The organism is Bacillus horti, from assembly GCF_030813115.1.
GTDB classification, from domain to species: domain Bacteria; phylum Bacillota; class Bacilli; order Caldalkalibacillales; family JCM-10596; genus Bacillus_CH; species Bacillus_CH horti.
The window spans coordinates 141029-158178 of the sequence record NZ_JAUSTY010000005.1; the positions used below are offsets into that span (position 1 = coordinate 141029).

At 38.3% G+C, this 17150-nt stretch carries 19 protein-coding genes; 18 read left to right on the plus strand and 1 reads right to left on the minus strand.

Annotated elements, in window-relative coordinates; all coding sequences use genetic code 11:
- Nucleotides 1–3 precede the first annotated feature (3 nt).
- The 5 genes from J2S11_RS07370 (at nt 4) to J2S11_RS07390 (ending at nt 3958) form a co-directional block, all read left to right on the plus strand.
- A complete protein-coding gene (locus J2S11_RS07370) occupies nt 4–375 on the plus strand; it encodes an ArsR/SmtB family transcription factor (RefSeq protein ID WP_307392871.1) in 372 nt (123 codons plus the stop codon).
- Nucleotides 376–580: 205 nt separating this feature from the next.
- Nucleotides 581–1180, plus strand: coding sequence for a TetR/AcrR family transcriptional regulator (locus J2S11_RS07375; RefSeq protein WP_307392873.1), 600 nt, complete (start codon nt 581–583; stop codon nt 1178–1180).
- Between the two features lie 138 nt (nt 1181–1318).
- Nucleotides 1319–1894 (plus strand): hypothetical protein, encoded by a 576-nt coding sequence (locus J2S11_RS07380; RefSeq protein ID WP_307392875.1) that lies wholly within the window; start codon nt 1319–1321, stop codon nt 1892–1894.
- 174 nt (nt 1895–2068) lie between these two features.
- Complete coding sequence (locus J2S11_RS07385) at nt 2069–3094, plus strand: NAD(P)/FAD-dependent oxidoreductase (RefSeq protein ID WP_307392877.1); 1026 nt, start codon at nt 2069–2071, stop codon at nt 3092–3094.
- A 255-nt stretch (nt 3095–3349) separates the two neighbouring features.
- Nucleotides 3350–3958 (plus strand): FMN-binding negative transcriptional regulator, encoded by a 609-nt coding sequence (locus J2S11_RS07390; RefSeq protein ID WP_307392879.1) that lies wholly within the window; start codon nt 3350–3352, stop codon nt 3956–3958.
- A 14-nt stretch (nt 3959–3972) separates the two neighbouring features.
- Here J2S11_RS07390 and J2S11_RS07395 read toward each other — a convergent pair whose 3' ends face one another.
- The gene (locus J2S11_RS07395) at nt 3973–5223 is read right to left on the minus strand and encodes a sensor histidine kinase (protein WP_307392880.1); all 1251 of its coding nucleotides are present in this window, start codon (nt 5221–5223) and stop codon (nt 3973–3975) included.
- A 223-nt stretch (nt 5224–5446) separates the two neighbouring features.
- Here J2S11_RS07395 and J2S11_RS07400 point away from each other — a divergent pair, with 223 nt between their 5' ends.
- The 13 genes from J2S11_RS07400 to J2S11_RS07460 all read left to right on the plus strand — a co-directional run bounded on the left by J2S11_RS07400 (nt 5447) and on the right by J2S11_RS07460 (nt 17058).
- Nucleotides 5447–6061: an NUDIX hydrolase gene (locus J2S11_RS07400; protein WP_307392883.1), complete on the plus strand. Its 615-nt coding sequence runs from the start codon at nt 5447–5449 to the stop codon at nt 6059–6061.
- Nucleotides 6062–6221: 160 nt separating this feature from the next.
- Nucleotides 6222–7154, plus strand: coding sequence for a manganese-dependent inorganic pyrophosphatase (locus J2S11_RS07405; protein ID WP_307392885.1), 933 nt, complete (start codon nt 6222–6224; stop codon nt 7152–7154).
- Nucleotides 7155–7440: 286 nt separating this feature from the next.
- Nucleotides 7441–8100: a 5-bromo-4-chloroindolyl phosphate hydrolysis family protein gene (locus J2S11_RS07410; protein ID WP_307392886.1), complete on the plus strand. Its 660-nt coding sequence runs from the start codon at nt 7441–7443 to the stop codon at nt 8098–8100.
- Entirely contained in the window at nt 8084–9304 is a 1221-nt protein-coding gene (locus J2S11_RS07415; protein WP_307392888.1) for a toxic anion resistance protein, read from the plus strand. The genes J2S11_RS07410 and J2S11_RS07415 overlap by 17 nt, the downstream gene beginning before the upstream one ends.
- Before the next feature lie 121 nt (nt 9305–9425).
- The gene (locus J2S11_RS07420; RefSeq protein ID WP_307392890.1) at nt 9426–9650 is read left to right on the plus strand and encodes a PLD nuclease N-terminal domain-containing protein; all 225 of its coding nucleotides are present in this window, start codon (nt 9426–9428) and stop codon (nt 9648–9650) included.
- Nucleotides 9647–10552: an ABC transporter ATP-binding protein gene (locus tag J2S11_RS07425; RefSeq protein ID WP_307392892.1), complete on the plus strand. Its 906-nt coding sequence runs from the start codon at nt 9647–9649 to the stop codon at nt 10550–10552. The genes J2S11_RS07420 and J2S11_RS07425 overlap by 4 nt, the downstream gene beginning before the upstream one ends.
- Complete coding sequence (locus tag J2S11_RS07430; RefSeq protein WP_307392894.1) at nt 10549–11334, plus strand: hypothetical protein; 786 nt, start codon at nt 10549–10551, stop codon at nt 11332–11334. The genes J2S11_RS07425 and J2S11_RS07430 overlap by 4 nt, the downstream gene beginning before the upstream one ends.
- A 35-nt stretch (nt 11335–11369) precedes the next feature.
- Entirely contained in the window at nt 11370–12227 is an 858-nt protein-coding gene (locus J2S11_RS07435; protein WP_307392896.1) for an aminoglycoside phosphotransferase family protein, read from the plus strand.
- A 119-nt stretch (nt 12228–12346) separates the two neighbouring features.
- The gene (locus J2S11_RS07440; protein WP_307392899.1) at nt 12347–12835 is read left to right on the plus strand and encodes a DinB family protein; all 489 of its coding nucleotides are present in this window, start codon (nt 12347–12349) and stop codon (nt 12833–12835) included.
- 181 nt (nt 12836–13016) lie between these two features.
- The gene (locus J2S11_RS07445; RefSeq protein WP_307392903.1) at nt 13017–13520 is read left to right on the plus strand and encodes a YcxB family protein; all 504 of its coding nucleotides are present in this window, start codon (nt 13017–13019) and stop codon (nt 13518–13520) included.
- Between the two features lie 34 nt (nt 13521–13554).
- The gene (locus J2S11_RS07450) at nt 13555–15150 is read left to right on the plus strand and encodes an AraC family transcriptional regulator (protein WP_307392905.1); all 1596 of its coding nucleotides are present in this window, start codon (nt 13555–13557) and stop codon (nt 15148–15150) included.
- Nucleotides 15086–16018, plus strand: a complete 933-nt coding sequence (locus J2S11_RS07455; protein ID WP_307392909.1) for an ABC transporter substrate-binding protein — start codon at nt 15086–15088, stop codon at nt 16016–16018. The genes J2S11_RS07450 and J2S11_RS07455 overlap by 65 nt, the downstream gene beginning before the upstream one ends.
- Before the next feature lie 32 nt (nt 16019–16050).
- Complete coding sequence (locus J2S11_RS07460) at nt 16051–17058, plus strand: sucrase ferredoxin (RefSeq protein ID WP_307392911.1); 1008 nt, start codon at nt 16051–16053, stop codon at nt 17056–17058.
- Nucleotides 17059–17150 lie beyond the last annotated feature (92 nt).

Consider the following 17150-nt stretch of genomic DNA (forward strand, 5'->3'; position numbering starts at 1 on the left):
AAAATGAAGGAGACACTTCGAGAGCAGGACGCATGTGAGGAAACTTGTAAAGGGACAAAGGTGGATGTTCAATCGATCGGACAAAAGCTTCTAGATGATGCTGCTGTTACTGAATTAGCAAATATCTTTAAGGCCCTTGGTGACCCAACTCGAGTTAAAATGATTCATGCCTTGCTTCAAAGCGAGCTATGTGTTCATGACATAAGTGAAGTGTTAGGAATGGGTCAATCTGCCGTATCTCATCAGCTACGCTTACTGCGAAACCTTAGGATTGTGAAAAGAAGAAAGGTTGGAAAAACGGTTTATTACTCGTTAGATGACAGCCATGTGGAGGAAATATTTATCCAGACTCTGCAGCATCTTAAGCATGTCTGAACGGACTGGTATAGAAGGAGAGGTTGCTTAGTGGAAAGCGACTTTTCTTTTTAAAGAATATTGACCGATTGGTCGGTTACTATTATAATGTAGACTGTAACTGAACATTAACATGTGGTCATCCGACCGCCATCATGTAGTGTAACACAGTGCACTGGGGACCGCGCAAGGTGCGAAGATATTTGTTATAAGAGGAGAGATCAGAATGAGTGCACTAGGTCCAGATCAGCGTAAGGTTAAAGGGGAGCAAACAAAGAACAAGATTCTAAATGAAACGATCCAGCTGATTGCTCTTCAAGGCTTAAAGGAAGTATCTACGGCAAAAATAGCCGATAGAAGTAGTATAAGTAAGAGTACAATTTTTCACCATTTTAAGACAACAGATGATATCCTGTTAGCCACATTGGATCTATTGTTTGAGGAGCTGTATAAAAGCTTTGATTTACAGGAGCATCAAAATGTAGAGCAGTTTCTATCTATGCTAGGAGATTCTCTTTTCGGTGCTTCTAAATCGCAATCCGTCGTATTTAGAGCATTCTTTTGTTTTTTACATGAAGGGCTGTTTCAACCAAGTATTAAGAAGAAAATGCTGACATATTCGGATCAAACATTAGCTTTTTTTGTTGCACAGCTTACGAAATATTCTCCTGAAGCTAGTAAGGAAACAATACATTCTGTAGCAGTACTTCTTTTACCGTTGTTAGATGGATTGGGATTGCATTCTTTACTCTATGAAGATAGCGAACGGTTTGAGAAAGCTTGGAGTCAATATACCAACAGTATAATTACTTTATTGAGTAAGTGACGCTGATGAGATGTAATTTAGATCAGTACAGTAATGGGAAGATAAGATGTAAGGTAGTATTGCAATAAAACTGACCGATTGATTGGTTTGTTTTTACTGGTGAGTTATTAGAGAAAATAGTTAAAGGAGAGCGGAAAAATGCAGGAGTCTAGGAATAGATATTGGTTAGTACCCTCATCCCTACAGGAGCTTTTTGGGAAAAAAATTTCATATATAGAGCTTTATACTACTCTTATATTCAGCATGTTTAGCACTATTTTACTTTTACTATTTACTGATTTTGAATGGAATACCCTAGCAGGATGGAGAAATGTACTTATAATTTTTGTCTTTATTGATATTACTGGAGGAGTAGTCGCTAACTTTTCATCCTCTACAAATAGCTATTATCTAGGAAGCTCAAAAGCAAGGCTGGTTTTTATTGGGCTTCACATTCAGCCACTTATTCTTTCATGGCTGATTAACGATTACTTTCTTCTTTGTTTGGTCGTATGGGGTTACACGATTGTGGCAGCATTGATCATTAACTTCTTATCCGTCTATACAAGTCACCGCCTAATAGCAGGGGCGATATCCATGTTTGGTGTTGTCCTTCTCCTTATGTTTAGCGAAGCCCTTCCCATATGGCTAACTATCTTTTTACTATTGTATCTGGTTAAGGTTAGCTTTAGTTTTGCCGTCAATCACGATTTGAACAAGGAAAGTAACTCGTAGAAATATAGGCGATTTCATGAACGAAATAAAAAATTGCAAAAAATCCTATCTATTCACCTGAAAAGCCGTTGAAAAGACGGTTTTTTTAGTTTACAATTAACTCGTAATGATAATCATTCTCATAAAAACGGTTTATATAGATGTGAGAGTCTGAGATAGAGTGGAGGAATAAAGATGTCTAATGATTTAGAGCTGTTTGATGTAACGATTATAGGCGGAGGTCCGGCAGGGATGTATACCGCTTTTTATAGTGGCATGCGTGATTTAAAAACAAAGGTTATCGAGTTCAACCCGAGGCTCGGAGGGAAAATTTTACTTTATCCAGAGAAGATGATTTGGGATGTGGGAGGCCTAACCCCGACAATGGGCGAAAACCTTGTTGCTCAGCTTGAGCAGCAGACTAAAACCTTTGAGCCAACAATTGTATTAGGGCAGCAAGTGGTAGATCTTGAAAGGGCTGAGAACGGTCATATTATTCTTACAGCAAACACTGGAGAAAGACATCTTACGAAAACGGTTATTCTGGCGATGGGGCATGGGATTCCTAAGATGGCAAAGCTTGAAATTGAAGGGGCCGATCGTTACGAGGTGACCAATTTGCATTATACGGTACAGGAGCTGGAGATATTCCGTGGTAAAAAGGTTGTTATCTCAGGTGGCGGAAACTCTGCGGTTGATTGGGCCAATGAGCTAGCTCCAATTGCTGATGTGACAGTTGTTCATCGACGTGATCTTTTTGGAGGTCATGAAAAAAATGTAGAGAGAATGAAGGCGAGTGTGGATGTTCGGACTCCATTCGCATTGAGTGAGCTACATGGAAACGGTTCGAGCATTGAGGAAGTAACGATCACGGAGATGGAAAGCGGAAAACAGGAGCGCTTAAAAGTGGATGCTGTTATTGTCAACCACGGAATGCGTGGGGATTTAAGTCCGCTTATGAAGTGGGGCTTAGAGCTGCAGGATGGTTTGCTGGCCGTCAATGAGAAGATGGAAACGAATATTCCGGGAGTGTTCGGTGCTGGGGATTTAGTGACACATGCAAGTAAAGTAAGACTCATTGCTGGAACGTTTGTAGACGGAGTGAATGCATTAAATAGTGCCAAGCTTTATATTGATCCTGAGGCTGAGAAGGTTGCCTATGTATCTTCACATAATGAGCGGTTTAAAGAGAAGAACAAAAAGCTTGGGGTAGAGGTATAAATAAGGCAAAGGAAAGTTGAACTTAAAACATAAGCTAGAGAATATTAAAGACATTTTTAGCAGTAGGTACTATGACGCAGTAAGTACTATAATTGCAGCTAGAAATGTCTTTTTTAACGTAAAAGAAAGTATTAAATTTGATACCGTGTTATCTTCAAATTTTAAGCTCAGAAAAGAGTATGATTTATATGAAAGCTAGAGTAAAATGATTTTTAATAGCTAATTTTTTAGATCATGTTGAGAGGAGCAATGACTGTGTATACTCCAAAGGCGTTTCAGGTAACTGATCAAGACGTACTTCAAGATTTTATTGCTCAAAATAGTTTTGGGGTCCTTCTTAGCTTAGATGAAAAGAAGATAGAGGGGACACATCTTCCCTTACTTTACGATGCTGAAACTAATCAGCTTATCGGTCATGTAGCGAGAGCTAATCAACAATGGCAGCATGCTAATGGAGTAGAGGTATTAGCAATTTTTCATGGTCCCCATAGCTATATTTCTTCTAGCTGGTACGAGGAGGATAACACGGTTCCAACATGGAATTATACGGCTGTACATGTGTATGGAAAGCTTGAAGTGATTCAAGAGGCGGAAAAAATAGTAGAGACCATGGATAAGACGGTTGCGTTTTATGACCCGGATTTGGATCTAAAGAAAACAGTGTCAGAGAAAAGTATGGCCGGCTTGCTACAGGGTATTGTAGCTTTTCAGATACAGGTTACGAAATGGGAGGGGAAATGGAAGCTCAGTCAAAATCATTCAACTGAGCGTCAAAAGAGAGTCATTGAACAGCTTTCCAAAAGTAGCAACCAGCAGGATATAGAAATTGCGAAGCTTATGAAGCAAAGTCTAACTGAGAGCTAAGCAAAGATTAGGGATTACAAAGTAGGCTTCTGGACAGGAATAGCAATCATAAATGTGGTTCCTTTTCCTTTTTCGCTGCTTACTTCAATCTTCCCTTTTAGCTTATTGACGGTACTATAAATCATTAGCATTCCTAGTCCTGTTCCTTCTTTTTTTGTAGAGTAATAAGGTCTTCCTAATGTCATGATTTCTTCCTGAGTCATCCCGTCCCCTTGATCACTAACCTCAAATACTATTGTTTTCCTCTGTTCGGTAACGGAAACATAAAGAGTTCCGCCGCTTTGCTTCATTGATTCAACCCCGTTTTTATAGAGATTTATTAAGCACTGCTGAACCTGATTCTTGTCATAATACGTTTTGAGATCGTTATCAAAATAAAACTCAATATCAACACGATGCATATTCGCATAGGGAGTAATAATGTTTTTTACATACTCCGTTTCTTCCTTAAAGTTAGAGTACACCATATTTTCCGACTGCGGCTTAGCAAAGGCAATAAAGTCGTTTACAATCTTCTCAGCTCTTTTTAACTCTAAGAGGGAAAACTGGATATATCTTTTTTCATCCGCTGTGATTGTCTCTGACTGATTTAATAGCTGGAGAAAGCCGCTCGTTACCGTTAATGGATTCTTGATTTCATGAGAAACACTAGCTGATAACTCACTGATATCATCTATTCTTTCAGCACGGAGTAAGGCCTCCCGTGCTTTGCTGTTATATATAATTTTCTCAATAAGGACCATAATAATAGTGCTCACGATAACGTAGGTTACTAGAGCATACAAGGAGATAGCCCAAAATTCCTGATTAAATTCTTGGAAAAATGAAGTAAGGGTTGCTAGATAAAATAATATGGTTAAAAAGGATGCGATGGTAGCACAGATAATTCTTTTTTTAGATGTCAGTTTGATAAAGTACTGGCTGAAGTACGGGAGAATAGCAAAAATAGTTGTAGAAAACAAAAAAGATGGCAATACTCCTTCACCACCTATGATCAAACGATAGATGTTTAGTACAATGTACAGCGGAAAGGCAAACTTATAACCACCATAAAGAGCTACAATGACAAAAGGTACATAACGAAAATCGAAAATAAAGCCATTAATCATATCGATTGGAAAGGCCATGCATAATACCATAGGAATAGACGCTAAGAAAACAAAAATATATTTATTATACGAAAAAGATCTATTCTCAAAAAAGATCAGAAAAAGTAATACTGGAAAATGAAGAAAGAGAAAATTTAAGAGTAACGTATCAATCACGTAGAACTTCCTTTCATGCTGAGTTTCTTGTAAAGACATGGTGCAAGGTTAATATATATCAAAATCATACTATATTTAAAGAGAGGGAAGTATAATTTTCGTATTTTTATCTAGATCATCCAGTTCTGTATGATGGTACAATAGACAAAGTAGGTAAACTATTGTGAGACCAACAAAAATTATTTCAGCATAAATCTAGTTTTATGAATAGGAGATGAACCATATGGAAACGGAAAAGCTCAAATTTTTTAATGAAAACATGGAATACATAGGAGTTGAAAGTAGAGAGGAGATTCACCGACAAGGCTTATGGCATCACACGTTTCATTGCTGGATTGTCGTTCAACAAGAGGGTAAGACGTATCTTCTTTTTCAAAAAAGAGCTGCTGTAAAAAAGGATTCACCCAATTTACTAGATATAACAGCAGCCGGTCATATTCTTGACAATGAGGAGATAGAAGACGGGATAAGAGAAGTGGAGGAAGAAATCGGTTTAAGCTTAAGCATTGAACAAATGGTTTCTTTAGGAATTATTCGTTGGGATCTCACAAAAGGTAAACACATAGATCGAGAATTTTGTTACGTGTATTTGTATATGGATCAGCATTTTCCTAAATTCACCTTTCAGCTTGAAGAGGTTTCAGGCATGTATGCCCTTGAGCTTGAACATTTCAGAGAGTTAATAGAAGAGGAAAGGGAGAATGTTACGGGTTATGAAATTGTAGATGGCTCCATTGCGAAAAGTCAGAGCCTTACATATGAGGATTTTGTTCAAAATCTAAAGTATCATCAAGAAGCTATCGAAAGAATAAAGGATCAATTAACGAATGACATTTAATTGAGAAAAGGACTGTGAATGATAGGAAATTCAAGTTATAATCTTAGATGAGAGGACAAGCTATCCACTTATAAAGGATATGTTGGATGATATAATGGTATCCAGAAGCCTATGATGATTAATCAGCCTCTCCAAATCTGAAGTAACGAGGTAATGAGAGATGAAAAAAACGTTAATTTTCGGACATAAGAATCCAGACACGGATACGATCTGCTCAGCAATTGCGTATGCAGATTTGAAAAAAAGCTTAGGGTGGGACGCTGAACCGGTTCGTTTAGGCGCTGTTAGTGGTGAAACACAATACGCTTTAGATTTCTTCAATATAGAAGCACCTAGATTGGTTGAAACGGTCGCTAATGAGGTAGAGCAGGTTATTTTAGTCGACCATAATGAACGTCAGCAAAGTGTTGCTGATGTAGATCAGGTACAAGTTATAGAGGTTATTGATCACCATAGAATTGCAAACTTTGAAACGAGCTCTCCGTTATATTACAGAGCTGAACCTGTGGGGTGTACCGCAACAATCCTTAAGAAGCTATACAAGGAAAAAGGTGTCGCCATACCAAAGGATATTGCTGGATTAATGCTATCTGCTATTATTTCTGACTCCTTATTATTTAAGTCACCTACCTGTACAGAGGAGGATGTAGCAGCCGCTAAAGAACTGGCCGAAATAGCGGGAGTTGACGCAGAGAAATACGGGTTAGACATGCTTAAAGCTGGTGCCGATTTAAGTGGGAAAACAGCTGCTGACCTAATTACTATTGACTCTAAAGAGTTTCAATTGGGAGGCTATAAGCTTGAGGTTGCTCAGGTGAATGCGGTAGATACGGCGGATATTCTTTCTTTACAGGCCGATATTGAAGCAGAGTTAAAAGACGTGATTAGTAAAAAAGGACTAGATTTATTTCTTTTTGTAATTACTGACATTTTGAACAATGATTCCATTGCTCTTGCATTAGGAGATAAGGCTCATGCTGTAGAGCAAGGGTACGATGTTAAGCTTGAAAATAACATAGCGTTGTTAAAAGGTGTAGTATCTAGGAAGTCGCAAATTATTCCAATATTGACAGATGTTTTTGACAAGCTATAAAAGATCATATAAGCTTCCAACTTCAGGGTTGGTTGCTTTTTTTATTCTAATCTTTAGCTATTATGTGTTAATTTGATATAAAGGAAAGACGTGATATGTACTTAGATTTTAGGTGGAATAAGTGGAAATAGAGGAAACTGCATCATTTGTCTGAGCTATAATCAGTCTCTAGACCTATGAAAGATCTAATATTTTCTTTATAATAAAAGGAGAACAGAAAGTTTGGAACCATTTTTATAAATGATCGTATGAATAAGGAAATCGATCAGGTAGGAGTCGATCCACTATGAAGTATCTTTATGTACTGTTACGAATAGCTATAGCAGGCTCAATCAGTTCTGTCACTTGGATGGTCTTGTTTTTCGGAATGGGATTTCCATTTTGGGTGTCGGTTGGCTATGCAGCATTGGGAGGACTTGGAGTTTTTCTCCTATTACAGCTCATAGCTCACGTCATTTTCTTAAAGCGAAATGGCCTAACAAGAACAGAGTATACGTATATTAAACAGAATTTACGTGAAGCAAAAGGGAAGATAAAGCGTATTCAGCGAACATTTTTCCAGGTGCGTAGCTTTAGATCCTTTCGTCAAACGTTAGCTGTAAATAAATTAGTCAGGAAGATTTATGTGATTGTTAAAAGAGAGCCAAAGAGATTTTATCAGGCAGAGCGTTTCTTTTTTTACCATCTAGACTCGATGGTTGAATTAACGGAAAAGCATTCTTTTTTAGCGGCACAAGCGGTGGACAATAGCAAGATAAGAAATTCATTAAAAGAAACAAGAAGCATGATTGATCAATTGATTAAAACGGTTGAAAAGGATTTGTACAATGTCCTTTCCAAGGATATAGATCATTTGAAATTTGAGATAGATGTAGCCAAACACTCACTATCAACATGGGCACCTCCACAGAAGGAAAGGAGATCCGAGAATGAAGGAGCAAAATAAGCAGGAAACGTGGAAAAGAGAATCAGGAAATGAGTTAGAGGATTTACTAGCGAACCCATTTGGGACAACTGAAGAGCTTGACCTAAATGGAGAAAGATCGATAGAAAAAAAGAAAGAGGATCAGCCAGAGCAGACGAATCGTCTTATTCATAAGCTTCCTGAGGAGAGCAGAAAAAGAGCGTTGGAAATCTCAGCTCAAATCGATCCTACGAATCACCAAGCGATTATGTCCTATGGAACAGAGGCACAGTCAAAGCTGTTGAATTTCTCTCATGCAATGCTGGATCATGTGCAGAAAAAGGATGTAGGGGCTATTGGAGACATTCTTAATGATTTAATGAAAAGACTACAGCAAACGAATCCAGATGAGCTACAGGCAGACCGTGGAAATTTCATTTCTCGCTTGTTCGGTAGAATCTCTCGATCTATTAATGAAACATTATCAAAGTATCAAAAGATAGGTGCTCAGGTTGATCGAATTAGTGTCAAGCTTAATCATTCCAAGCAAACGTTGATTGAGGATATCAATATGCTGGAAAAGTTATACGATCAAAATAAAGATTATTTCCATGCATTAAATGTGTACATTGCAGCTGCTCAGGTTAAGCTAGATGAGCTATATCAAAAGGATCTTCCAGCCATGCGCAAAAGAGCTGAGATATCCGATGATCAGATGGCGTATCAAGACGTGAATGACTTAACTCAGTTTGCAAATCGATTAGAAAAACGGATTCACGATTTAGAATTAAGCCGTCAGATCACGATACAGAGTGCTCCACAAATTCGCTTAATTCAAAATACAAATCAGGCTTTAACAGAGAAAATACAATCTTCCATTATGACAGCTATTCCATTATGGAAAAATCAAATTGCTATTGCTCTTACATTGTTCAGGCAAAGACAAGCTCTTGAAGCTCAGAAGCAGGTCTCTGATACAACGAACGAGCTACTGTTGAAGAACTCGGAGATGCTTAAAACGAATACGATTGAAGCGGCAAAGGAAAATGAACGTGGTATTATTGATTTAGAAACGTTGAAAAAGACACATTCAAACCTTATTTCTACGATTGAAGAAACGTTAACGATTCAGCAGGATGGTCGGGCGAAAAGACAGCATGCGGAGCAGGAAATCCTTGCTTTGGAAAATGAATTGAAGCATAAGCTGTTGGATCTAAAGAACAGAGAGGAAAAAGGTTCTCGATAAAAAAGGCTTAAAAACTAGTGTCAATAGTAGTCCTAGTATCTTGTCTGCTATTGACACATTCATTTACCATTGATATTATCATTTTATAAAATGATAATAATTTAAAGAAAGGAGAGCTTATATGCATATAGGATACAACCTGAGCTGGGATCAGTTTATAGAATTTTTACCTCTTATTATGCCCATTGTAATCCTGCAATTTATTCTGATGGTTGTAGCACTTATTGATCTAATGCGGAGTCAACGTGGTTTTGAAAGTAAATTACTTTGGGGAGGCATTATTTTAGTAGTAACTATTGTGGGGCCAATTATTTATTTTATAATCGGAAGGAAAAGTTATACATGAACATACTAGAAATACAAAACCTACGAAAACAATATAAACGGACCGAGGTCATCAAAGGAGTAAACTTCACGATTCAAGCCGGAGAATGTGTTGCCCTCCTTGGACCCAATGGGGCTGGCAAAACAACCATTCTAAAGATGCTTATTGATATGGTTAAGCCTTCTGGAGGTAGCATTCTTTTTGAAGGAAAGAAACATGAAGGAATGAGGGATCACATCGGCTATCTTCCTCAACATCCAACCTTTTATGCTTGGATGACCGGAAAAGAACTACTTTCCTTTATGGGAGGTTTGTCCGGAATAGAAGAAGATGTATTACGCGTTCGTATTGCAGAGCTTCTGAAGCTTGTTGGCTTAGAGCAGGCAGGTGATAAGAGGATTGGAACGTACTCAGGAGGGATGAAGCAACGCTTAGGGATAGCACAAGCTATTATCCACGAACCTAAGCTTCTTATCATGGATGAGCCAGTTTCTGCTCTTGACCCTCTTGGTAGAAGGGATATGCTTGACCTTCTAAAAGTGATTAAACAGAAAACAACCGTATTATTTTCAACTCATATTTTGCATGACGCTGAGGAGCTCTGTGATAAAATATGTATTCTACACAAAGGAGAGCTCTTAACCAATGATCCCATTCAGCACCTCCTGCGAAATGAACAGCAGCCTATTTTTGTTGTTCAAGCCCCTGGTATTGAGGAATGGACACAAAAGCTAGACAACCATGAGATCATTGAATCTATTGAGCTAACGAGTCAGTCAGTAAGAATTAGAGTGAAAGATATTGATCGAGGGCGTGAATGGCTTGTAAGCAGAATTCATTCAGATAAGCTAGCTGTTCAAAAATTTGAATTCATTCAAGAGAGCCTAGAGGACATTTTTTTAAGGCTGGTGAAGGAAGCATGAAGCGTTTCAGTGTGTTATTTAAGGTCGATCTATTGGAGTCAATGAGAAGCCTGAAAATTATATGGCTGCCGATTGTATTTATTTTACTCGGTGTTAGTCAGCCTTTATCCATGTATTATTTGCCTCAAATATTAGAGCTGGTTGGAGGCTTACCTGCAGAGTTTGCATTTACTTTTCCTGAATTGTCTGGTGAGGAGGTTTTGGCTTCTACGTTAAAGGATCAGTTCGACCAATTGGGAGTCATGGTCTTAGTCATTAGCTTAATGAGTATGGTAGCAGCAGACAAGAATAATGGGATGCTCACATTTATCCTTACTCGTTCAGCAACACTGATGGATTACTTAATGAGCAAATGGCTAGCAAATGCACTTATCATTGGGGGCTCTATTACGGTAGGGTACGTAGTATCGTATTATTATGTTACTTTTTTATATAATAGTATTCCTATACTTCATCTTCTAAGCGCTTTAGGCATCTTTCTAATCTGGTTACTGTTTATATTAACTTTAACTATGATGCTAAGTTCTATGCTCGTAAGACCTGCTGCTATAGCCGTTACAGGGATTTTAATTTTAATGATTATGAAGCTATTAACGGTTTTAAGGGAAGAGTGGCAGATTTTCAATCCTGCTTTTTTGGCGAATCATGCTGGGAATGTTCTGATTACAGGAGAAACGCTGTCGTATTTTTGGGGTACATTAGTCGTAGCTATTCTAATGATAGTGGGTCTCATGCTAATGACAAAAGTGTATCTTTCTAAAAAAGAACTGCCTTCAATGTAGCAACAAGATGGTATAATAAAGGAGCCAAGCTGAGTATGGCAAAGGCTTCTTTTTTTATGATCACTTTGGAGATGAAAAGAAAGGTGGATATTGCGATGCAGATGGGGCAGCTTGTGGGAAGGGGAAGAACAGCAGACGTTTATGATTGGTCTGAAAGGGAAGTCGTCAAGGTGTTTCATCATTTAGGCGCTGCAGAGTACGAGGCTAATAATGCCAGGATTATTAATCAAATGGGGTTATCTATTCGCACTCCAGAAGTGGTTTCAGTGATAAAGGTTGATGATGGACGAGAAGCGATTGTATATGAAAAGATTGAAGGACAGACGATGCTAAGGCTGATGGAGGCGACGCAAGAGAGCTTAACTTATTACGGCAAGCTTTTGGCAGAAATACATGCAGCCCTGCACGAGAGGGAGGCAGAAGAACTTCAAACTAATGTGAAGCCATTTATTCTTAAACGATTAAATGAATTTACTGAGCTTTCGGGAGATGAAGCAAACAAAGTACGTGAGTTGATCGATCACCTTCCAGACGATCCATATATTTGTCATCTTGATTTTCATCCAGATAATATTATGATTTCTGCAAAAGGTCCAGTTGTCATTGATTTTACGAATTTTTTGGTTGGTCATAAGTACCTAGATGTAATGAAAACATCCTGCTTAATGCGCTTTTCTCCTGCCCCTCATGGAGCCCCGCAATGGCTACAGCAAGCTGAATCTAGGCTATCTTTTAATGATACATACCTAAAGGAATACATGGATCGAGTTGGAGAGAACAATGTTGAGGATCAATTGAAGCAATGGGAGCTCCCTGCCGAAGTTCTAGTATCTGAATTGTACTCAGATGCTCAAATAAGTGATTTACTAGAGCGCATGAGAGCCTTAATATAAAATATGTATTTTCTCATCTTCTTATTCTAATGATGACATAACACTGTCATTGGGGCATGCTATGATTAGGAACGAAGGACAACCAGTAGTAAAAATAATCATAAATTGGAGGTAAAATGATGAGTGATAAGGTTAAAATCATGAAGCAGGACTTGTTTGATGAGTTAGACCTGATTGTTCGAACTACATCTGGATTAATTAAAAAGATCAATGAGGAAGAGTGGAGCTTTCGTCTGGTGGAGACAATGAGAAGCCTACAGGAGCTAGTGCAGCATTTGGTCCTAATTCCTTCACAGGACTTAGCTATTCTTCAAGAGAAGAATGAAGCGGAAGTTACTCAGATGGCCAAAGAGATTGAGACTGTTTCAGACGCTGAAAAGCTGATCAATATTATGGAGCAAGGGACAAAGGATCTTAAAGAGTATATGATTAGTCTCAGTGATGATGATTTCTTGACTAAAGCAACAAAACCGTTCTACTCAGACCATGCTTCAACACAGTTAAAGTGGCTGATCGAAATTGTGACACATGCGCAGCATCATCGTTCTCAGGTATTTACGTATATGAAATTTCTCAAGCACGATATTAATATGTTTGATTTGTATTAATCTTTGAGGTTAAGCGATATCACAGATGATTATTCATTTGTAAACTAGATAACTATTTAAGGGATCTTTGAGTAATAAAAAGTCCATCATGGTTGGTAACTATTCAGTATGTATAGCCTGATCAGCCATGATGGATAGTTTCTATTTATTGGATTATTTAAGTAGGAGGAAGTTAAAAATTATGAGGATTGCAGCTACAATTACCAAGGAAGATTATTGGAATTTTAATAAATTTACTATGTTTCATATTCCAAAGGCTAGAACAACAATGCTTTTAAGCCTTCATGGATTCCCTGTCATTATTTTTGTTGTATTGTCTTTTATAGGAATTCCCTTATTGTATAGAATTGGTGCTTCAATTGTTTTAGGTGCTGTCGTGGACGGTATATTAATCTACTTTATTAAACACAGAATTATGAGCCTAGTAGAAGGCAGTAAAGGACTATTAGGGGAGCATACATTTGAAATTAATGAAACGGGATTTAAGGAAAGCACAGAGGTTAACCAATCAGAATATTCGTGGGATGGGGTTTCAAGCATAGAGCAGGATAAGCATAATATTTATCTTTTTATTGGCAAGGTCCAAGTACATATTATCCCAAAGAAATCATTTTCTACAAAAGAAGAAGGCAAACAATTCTTTCAAAAAATGAAGGATTATCGTCGTGCAGCTTCTACTCATTAGATAATCCTGTTTTCACTATGAGGTGGTACATACAATGATAATCCCCGATCGATTAAAAGATTTGCAGAATGCCCAATTTGTCCTTCATGATATTCTTCAAATTGATGCCTTTGAAAGAAATTATTTTTATCAGAGTAAAGCTGAGTTCACCCTCCTTTTCTTTCATTCTGGAAAGGGCGACATGATGGTGGAGGAGAAGACTAACATGCAAGTGGATGAAAATCATGTGATTTTCTTACCACCGTTTTCACACATTAGCATTAAAGCAGATCCAGGTCACCCATTGTCTTTTTACATGATGTCTTTTAGTGTTACTGTACCTCAGGACGTAGCAGCTTATGGAGAAAAACAAGGTTCTCCTTCCATCATTCAAACTAATAAATGGATACCGCTATACAACACAATTGAGGTCAAGCGTTTAATCGATCAAATGATGAAGGAACACAGTAGTTCTCATTTTCTGAGCCTTTGGAGAAGAAATATTCACTTCCAGGACTTACTTTATAGGATTGCTACAGAAACTCATATTAATACAGAGCATAGTGGGATGAAGGAAGTGATAGAGGCTGTAAAATCATATCTGGATCAATACCACATGGAGCCTACTTCTATGAAGTTAATAGCTAGTAGATTTGGAATAAGCACAACAAACTTCTCTACAATTTTTAAACGATATGTAGGTGTTCCTCCGAATCACTATTTAACAGATCTCCGGATGCAGCGGGCTAAGGAATTGCTATCTAGTGACGAGGCTTTAGACAGCCTTGCGCGTAAGGTGGGCTATAAGGATCCCTTTTATTTTAGTCGTTCCTTTAAGAAGCACGTGGGTGTTCCTCCAACCCTATTTATGAAATGTAGACGGAGTAAAAGGATTATGACCACTTTCCATCATATGAATGACTATCTGTTAGCATTAGGATTAGCTCCATTTGCGACCGTGCCTTATATGGGGAATGATCAAGTTATGGGTCGTCTTCCTTATTTAGCTCATAAATTAAGAGAAACAAAAATCATTGCTGACTATCAGCTGATGATGGAGCTTCAATCAGCCAAAGAGCAGCCAGATTTAGTTTTAGGAGCAAACGAAAGTATGAAAACGTTCAAAGGGATTGAACAGCTCCCTCAAAATTTAAATATCATTCTAGAAGATAATTGGAGAGCCGTTCTTACAGATTTAGCTGATCTGCTAGGCCGTACTAAGTATGCTAATACCTGGTTAGACCATTTTCATACAAAAGTACAGCAAGCACGCAGAATTCTCTTAAAATCAAACCGCCAAAGAGAAACGATCATGAGCCTAGTTGTAACAGATGATGAATTAAGAATCTATGGGGGGCGCCGTCAATTCGGAGAAGTTCTTTATAGAGAGCTTGGATTATCTCCTCCTAAGGGTATTGGGCTAGATGAGCATTACAGAGTGGTGGAGCTTGCTGATCTGTTGCATTATGATCCTGATCATTTATTTGTCTCATCGAACAATTCGAGCTTTGTTTTGGATCGATTAAAGGTTCTAAAAAATAGTAGGGAATGGATTAGCTTAAAAGCTGTTCGGAATGATTCGGTCTATGAGCAACAGAGCTGGATCAACGGGCATGCCCCCCGAGGGCGCCGAAGGAACAGAAGAAGCTGAAAGAACAGAAGGAACAGTGAATGAAAGAACTGTAAGTCATTTATTTGGGGAAACTGTTGTGATAGGAGAGCCAGAAAGAATCGCCGTTCTCCATCCGTGGATTGCAGATTATTTGCTTTCATTAGGTATCGTACCGAGTGCTGCTGTTAGCGCTGGTCCAAATAATGATCAATTTTCATGGTATTTAGATGATCATATGCAGGGTACAATGAACTTAGGATGGCAAATACCAGAGGCTAACCTTGAGCTAATACTTGAGTCAGATCCTGATCTTATTATCGCCAGCCAAAATCAAGAAACCGTATATGACCAATTAACTCAAATTGCTCCAACAGTTTCAATTGCTCCAGTAGTTGATGAAGATGGAATTCGACGAATGAGAGATACGTTTCAAACTCTTGCTAGAATGCTAGATAAGGAGCAGGAAGCTGAAGCTTTGATCGAAAAGTATAATAACCAAGTAGTAGAGCTGGAGCAGCAGGTTTCACAGGTAATTGGAGATGAAAGTGTCATGTTTTTACGCTTGATGGAAAAGGAGCTTCGCTATTACGGTCCTTCTCTTTTTGAAGTACTATATGAGGATTTAGGGATGACTCCGCCATCGCATTTTCCTGACACTTCTTCCTCTTTTGAAGTTCTATCTATAGAAATGCTTCCAGAAGTAAACCCAGACCACATATTTCTTTTGGTAGAACATGAAGAAGCACATTCTTCTATTCAAGAATTAAGCATTTGGAAGCAGCTTAATGCCGTACAAAATAATCAGGTTTATCGAGTTGATTACGATTTGTGGTTCCAAGGCTTTGGTCCAATCGCAAATGAGTTAACCCTCCAGGATATCTATGAAAAATTGATTGAAAACAACTAAACGTAGTAACCAGAAAAAAGGGAGTGATACAGATGGCAGATACACGAAACGAACAATATGATCAGATTAGTGGTGAGGTGGAGAAAAATTATTGCTCCCTCATCTCCAGACAAAGTAATGAAGACCCGATAGGATCAGCTTCTTCACATGAACGGTATGTGTTTGTAGAGGTTCCAACACCGTGGGAGTATAAGGTTGAAGAATCAAAGCATTATCCTCAGGGTCTAGTAGAGGCTTGGAGTTCTGCTGTGAAGAAGGAGGGAACAGGTCAAAAGCCTCCAAGATTACTCTCGATAACATCGGATCGTATTCAGGCACCAGCTGGTTTTAGGAGGATCATCTATTATTCACGGACAACCTTTCCCTTAGCTTATTTTGAAAAGCGGGAATATCTTGTTCTAGAAGAGCAGGTCATTGAATTGATCCTTAGCTTACTCAATCAAAATAACGAGAAGCTGCATCAGTTTGAGGCAAATCAAGTGACTGAAGAATATCGAGATTTATTTATCTGTACACATGGAAGCCATGATCGGTGCTGTGGAAAATTCGGCTATCCTATGTATCAGGAAATTGATGAGAAATATGCCTCTAATCCTAGTTTAAGCTTAAGAGCGTGGAGAACAAGTCATTTCGGTGGACATAGACATGCACCGACCATTATTGATCTCCCTGAAGGACGTTATTGGGCACAGCTGAGGCCAGATTTGTTACCCGCTTTAATTGAAAGGAAGGGTGAGGCTACCCAGCTTGCTAGACACTATCGTGGGTGGGGAGCTATAACGGCTTTTGAGCAAGTGGCAGAGCGTGAGATATTTATGAAAGAAGGCTGGTCTTGGATTGGCTATCAAAAACAGTCTACTATTCTTGAAGCTGATGAAATGAAGGCGACGATAAGAATAGATTATTCTACTACAGACCAGGCGACTTCAGGAGCGTATGAAGCTGAGATTCAGATTGGTGATACGGTTACTGTAGGAGGCTGTGGTTTAGAAAGCTTTGAGGCAAGGCAGTTCGTTGTTAAAAGCTTAGTGAAAGTATAAGCATCAATTTCGATTAGATTAATGTATGCACCTATAGAGTAAATAAAGTAAGTAGAATGAATTAAATAGAGTGAATTAAATAGCAGCTATTA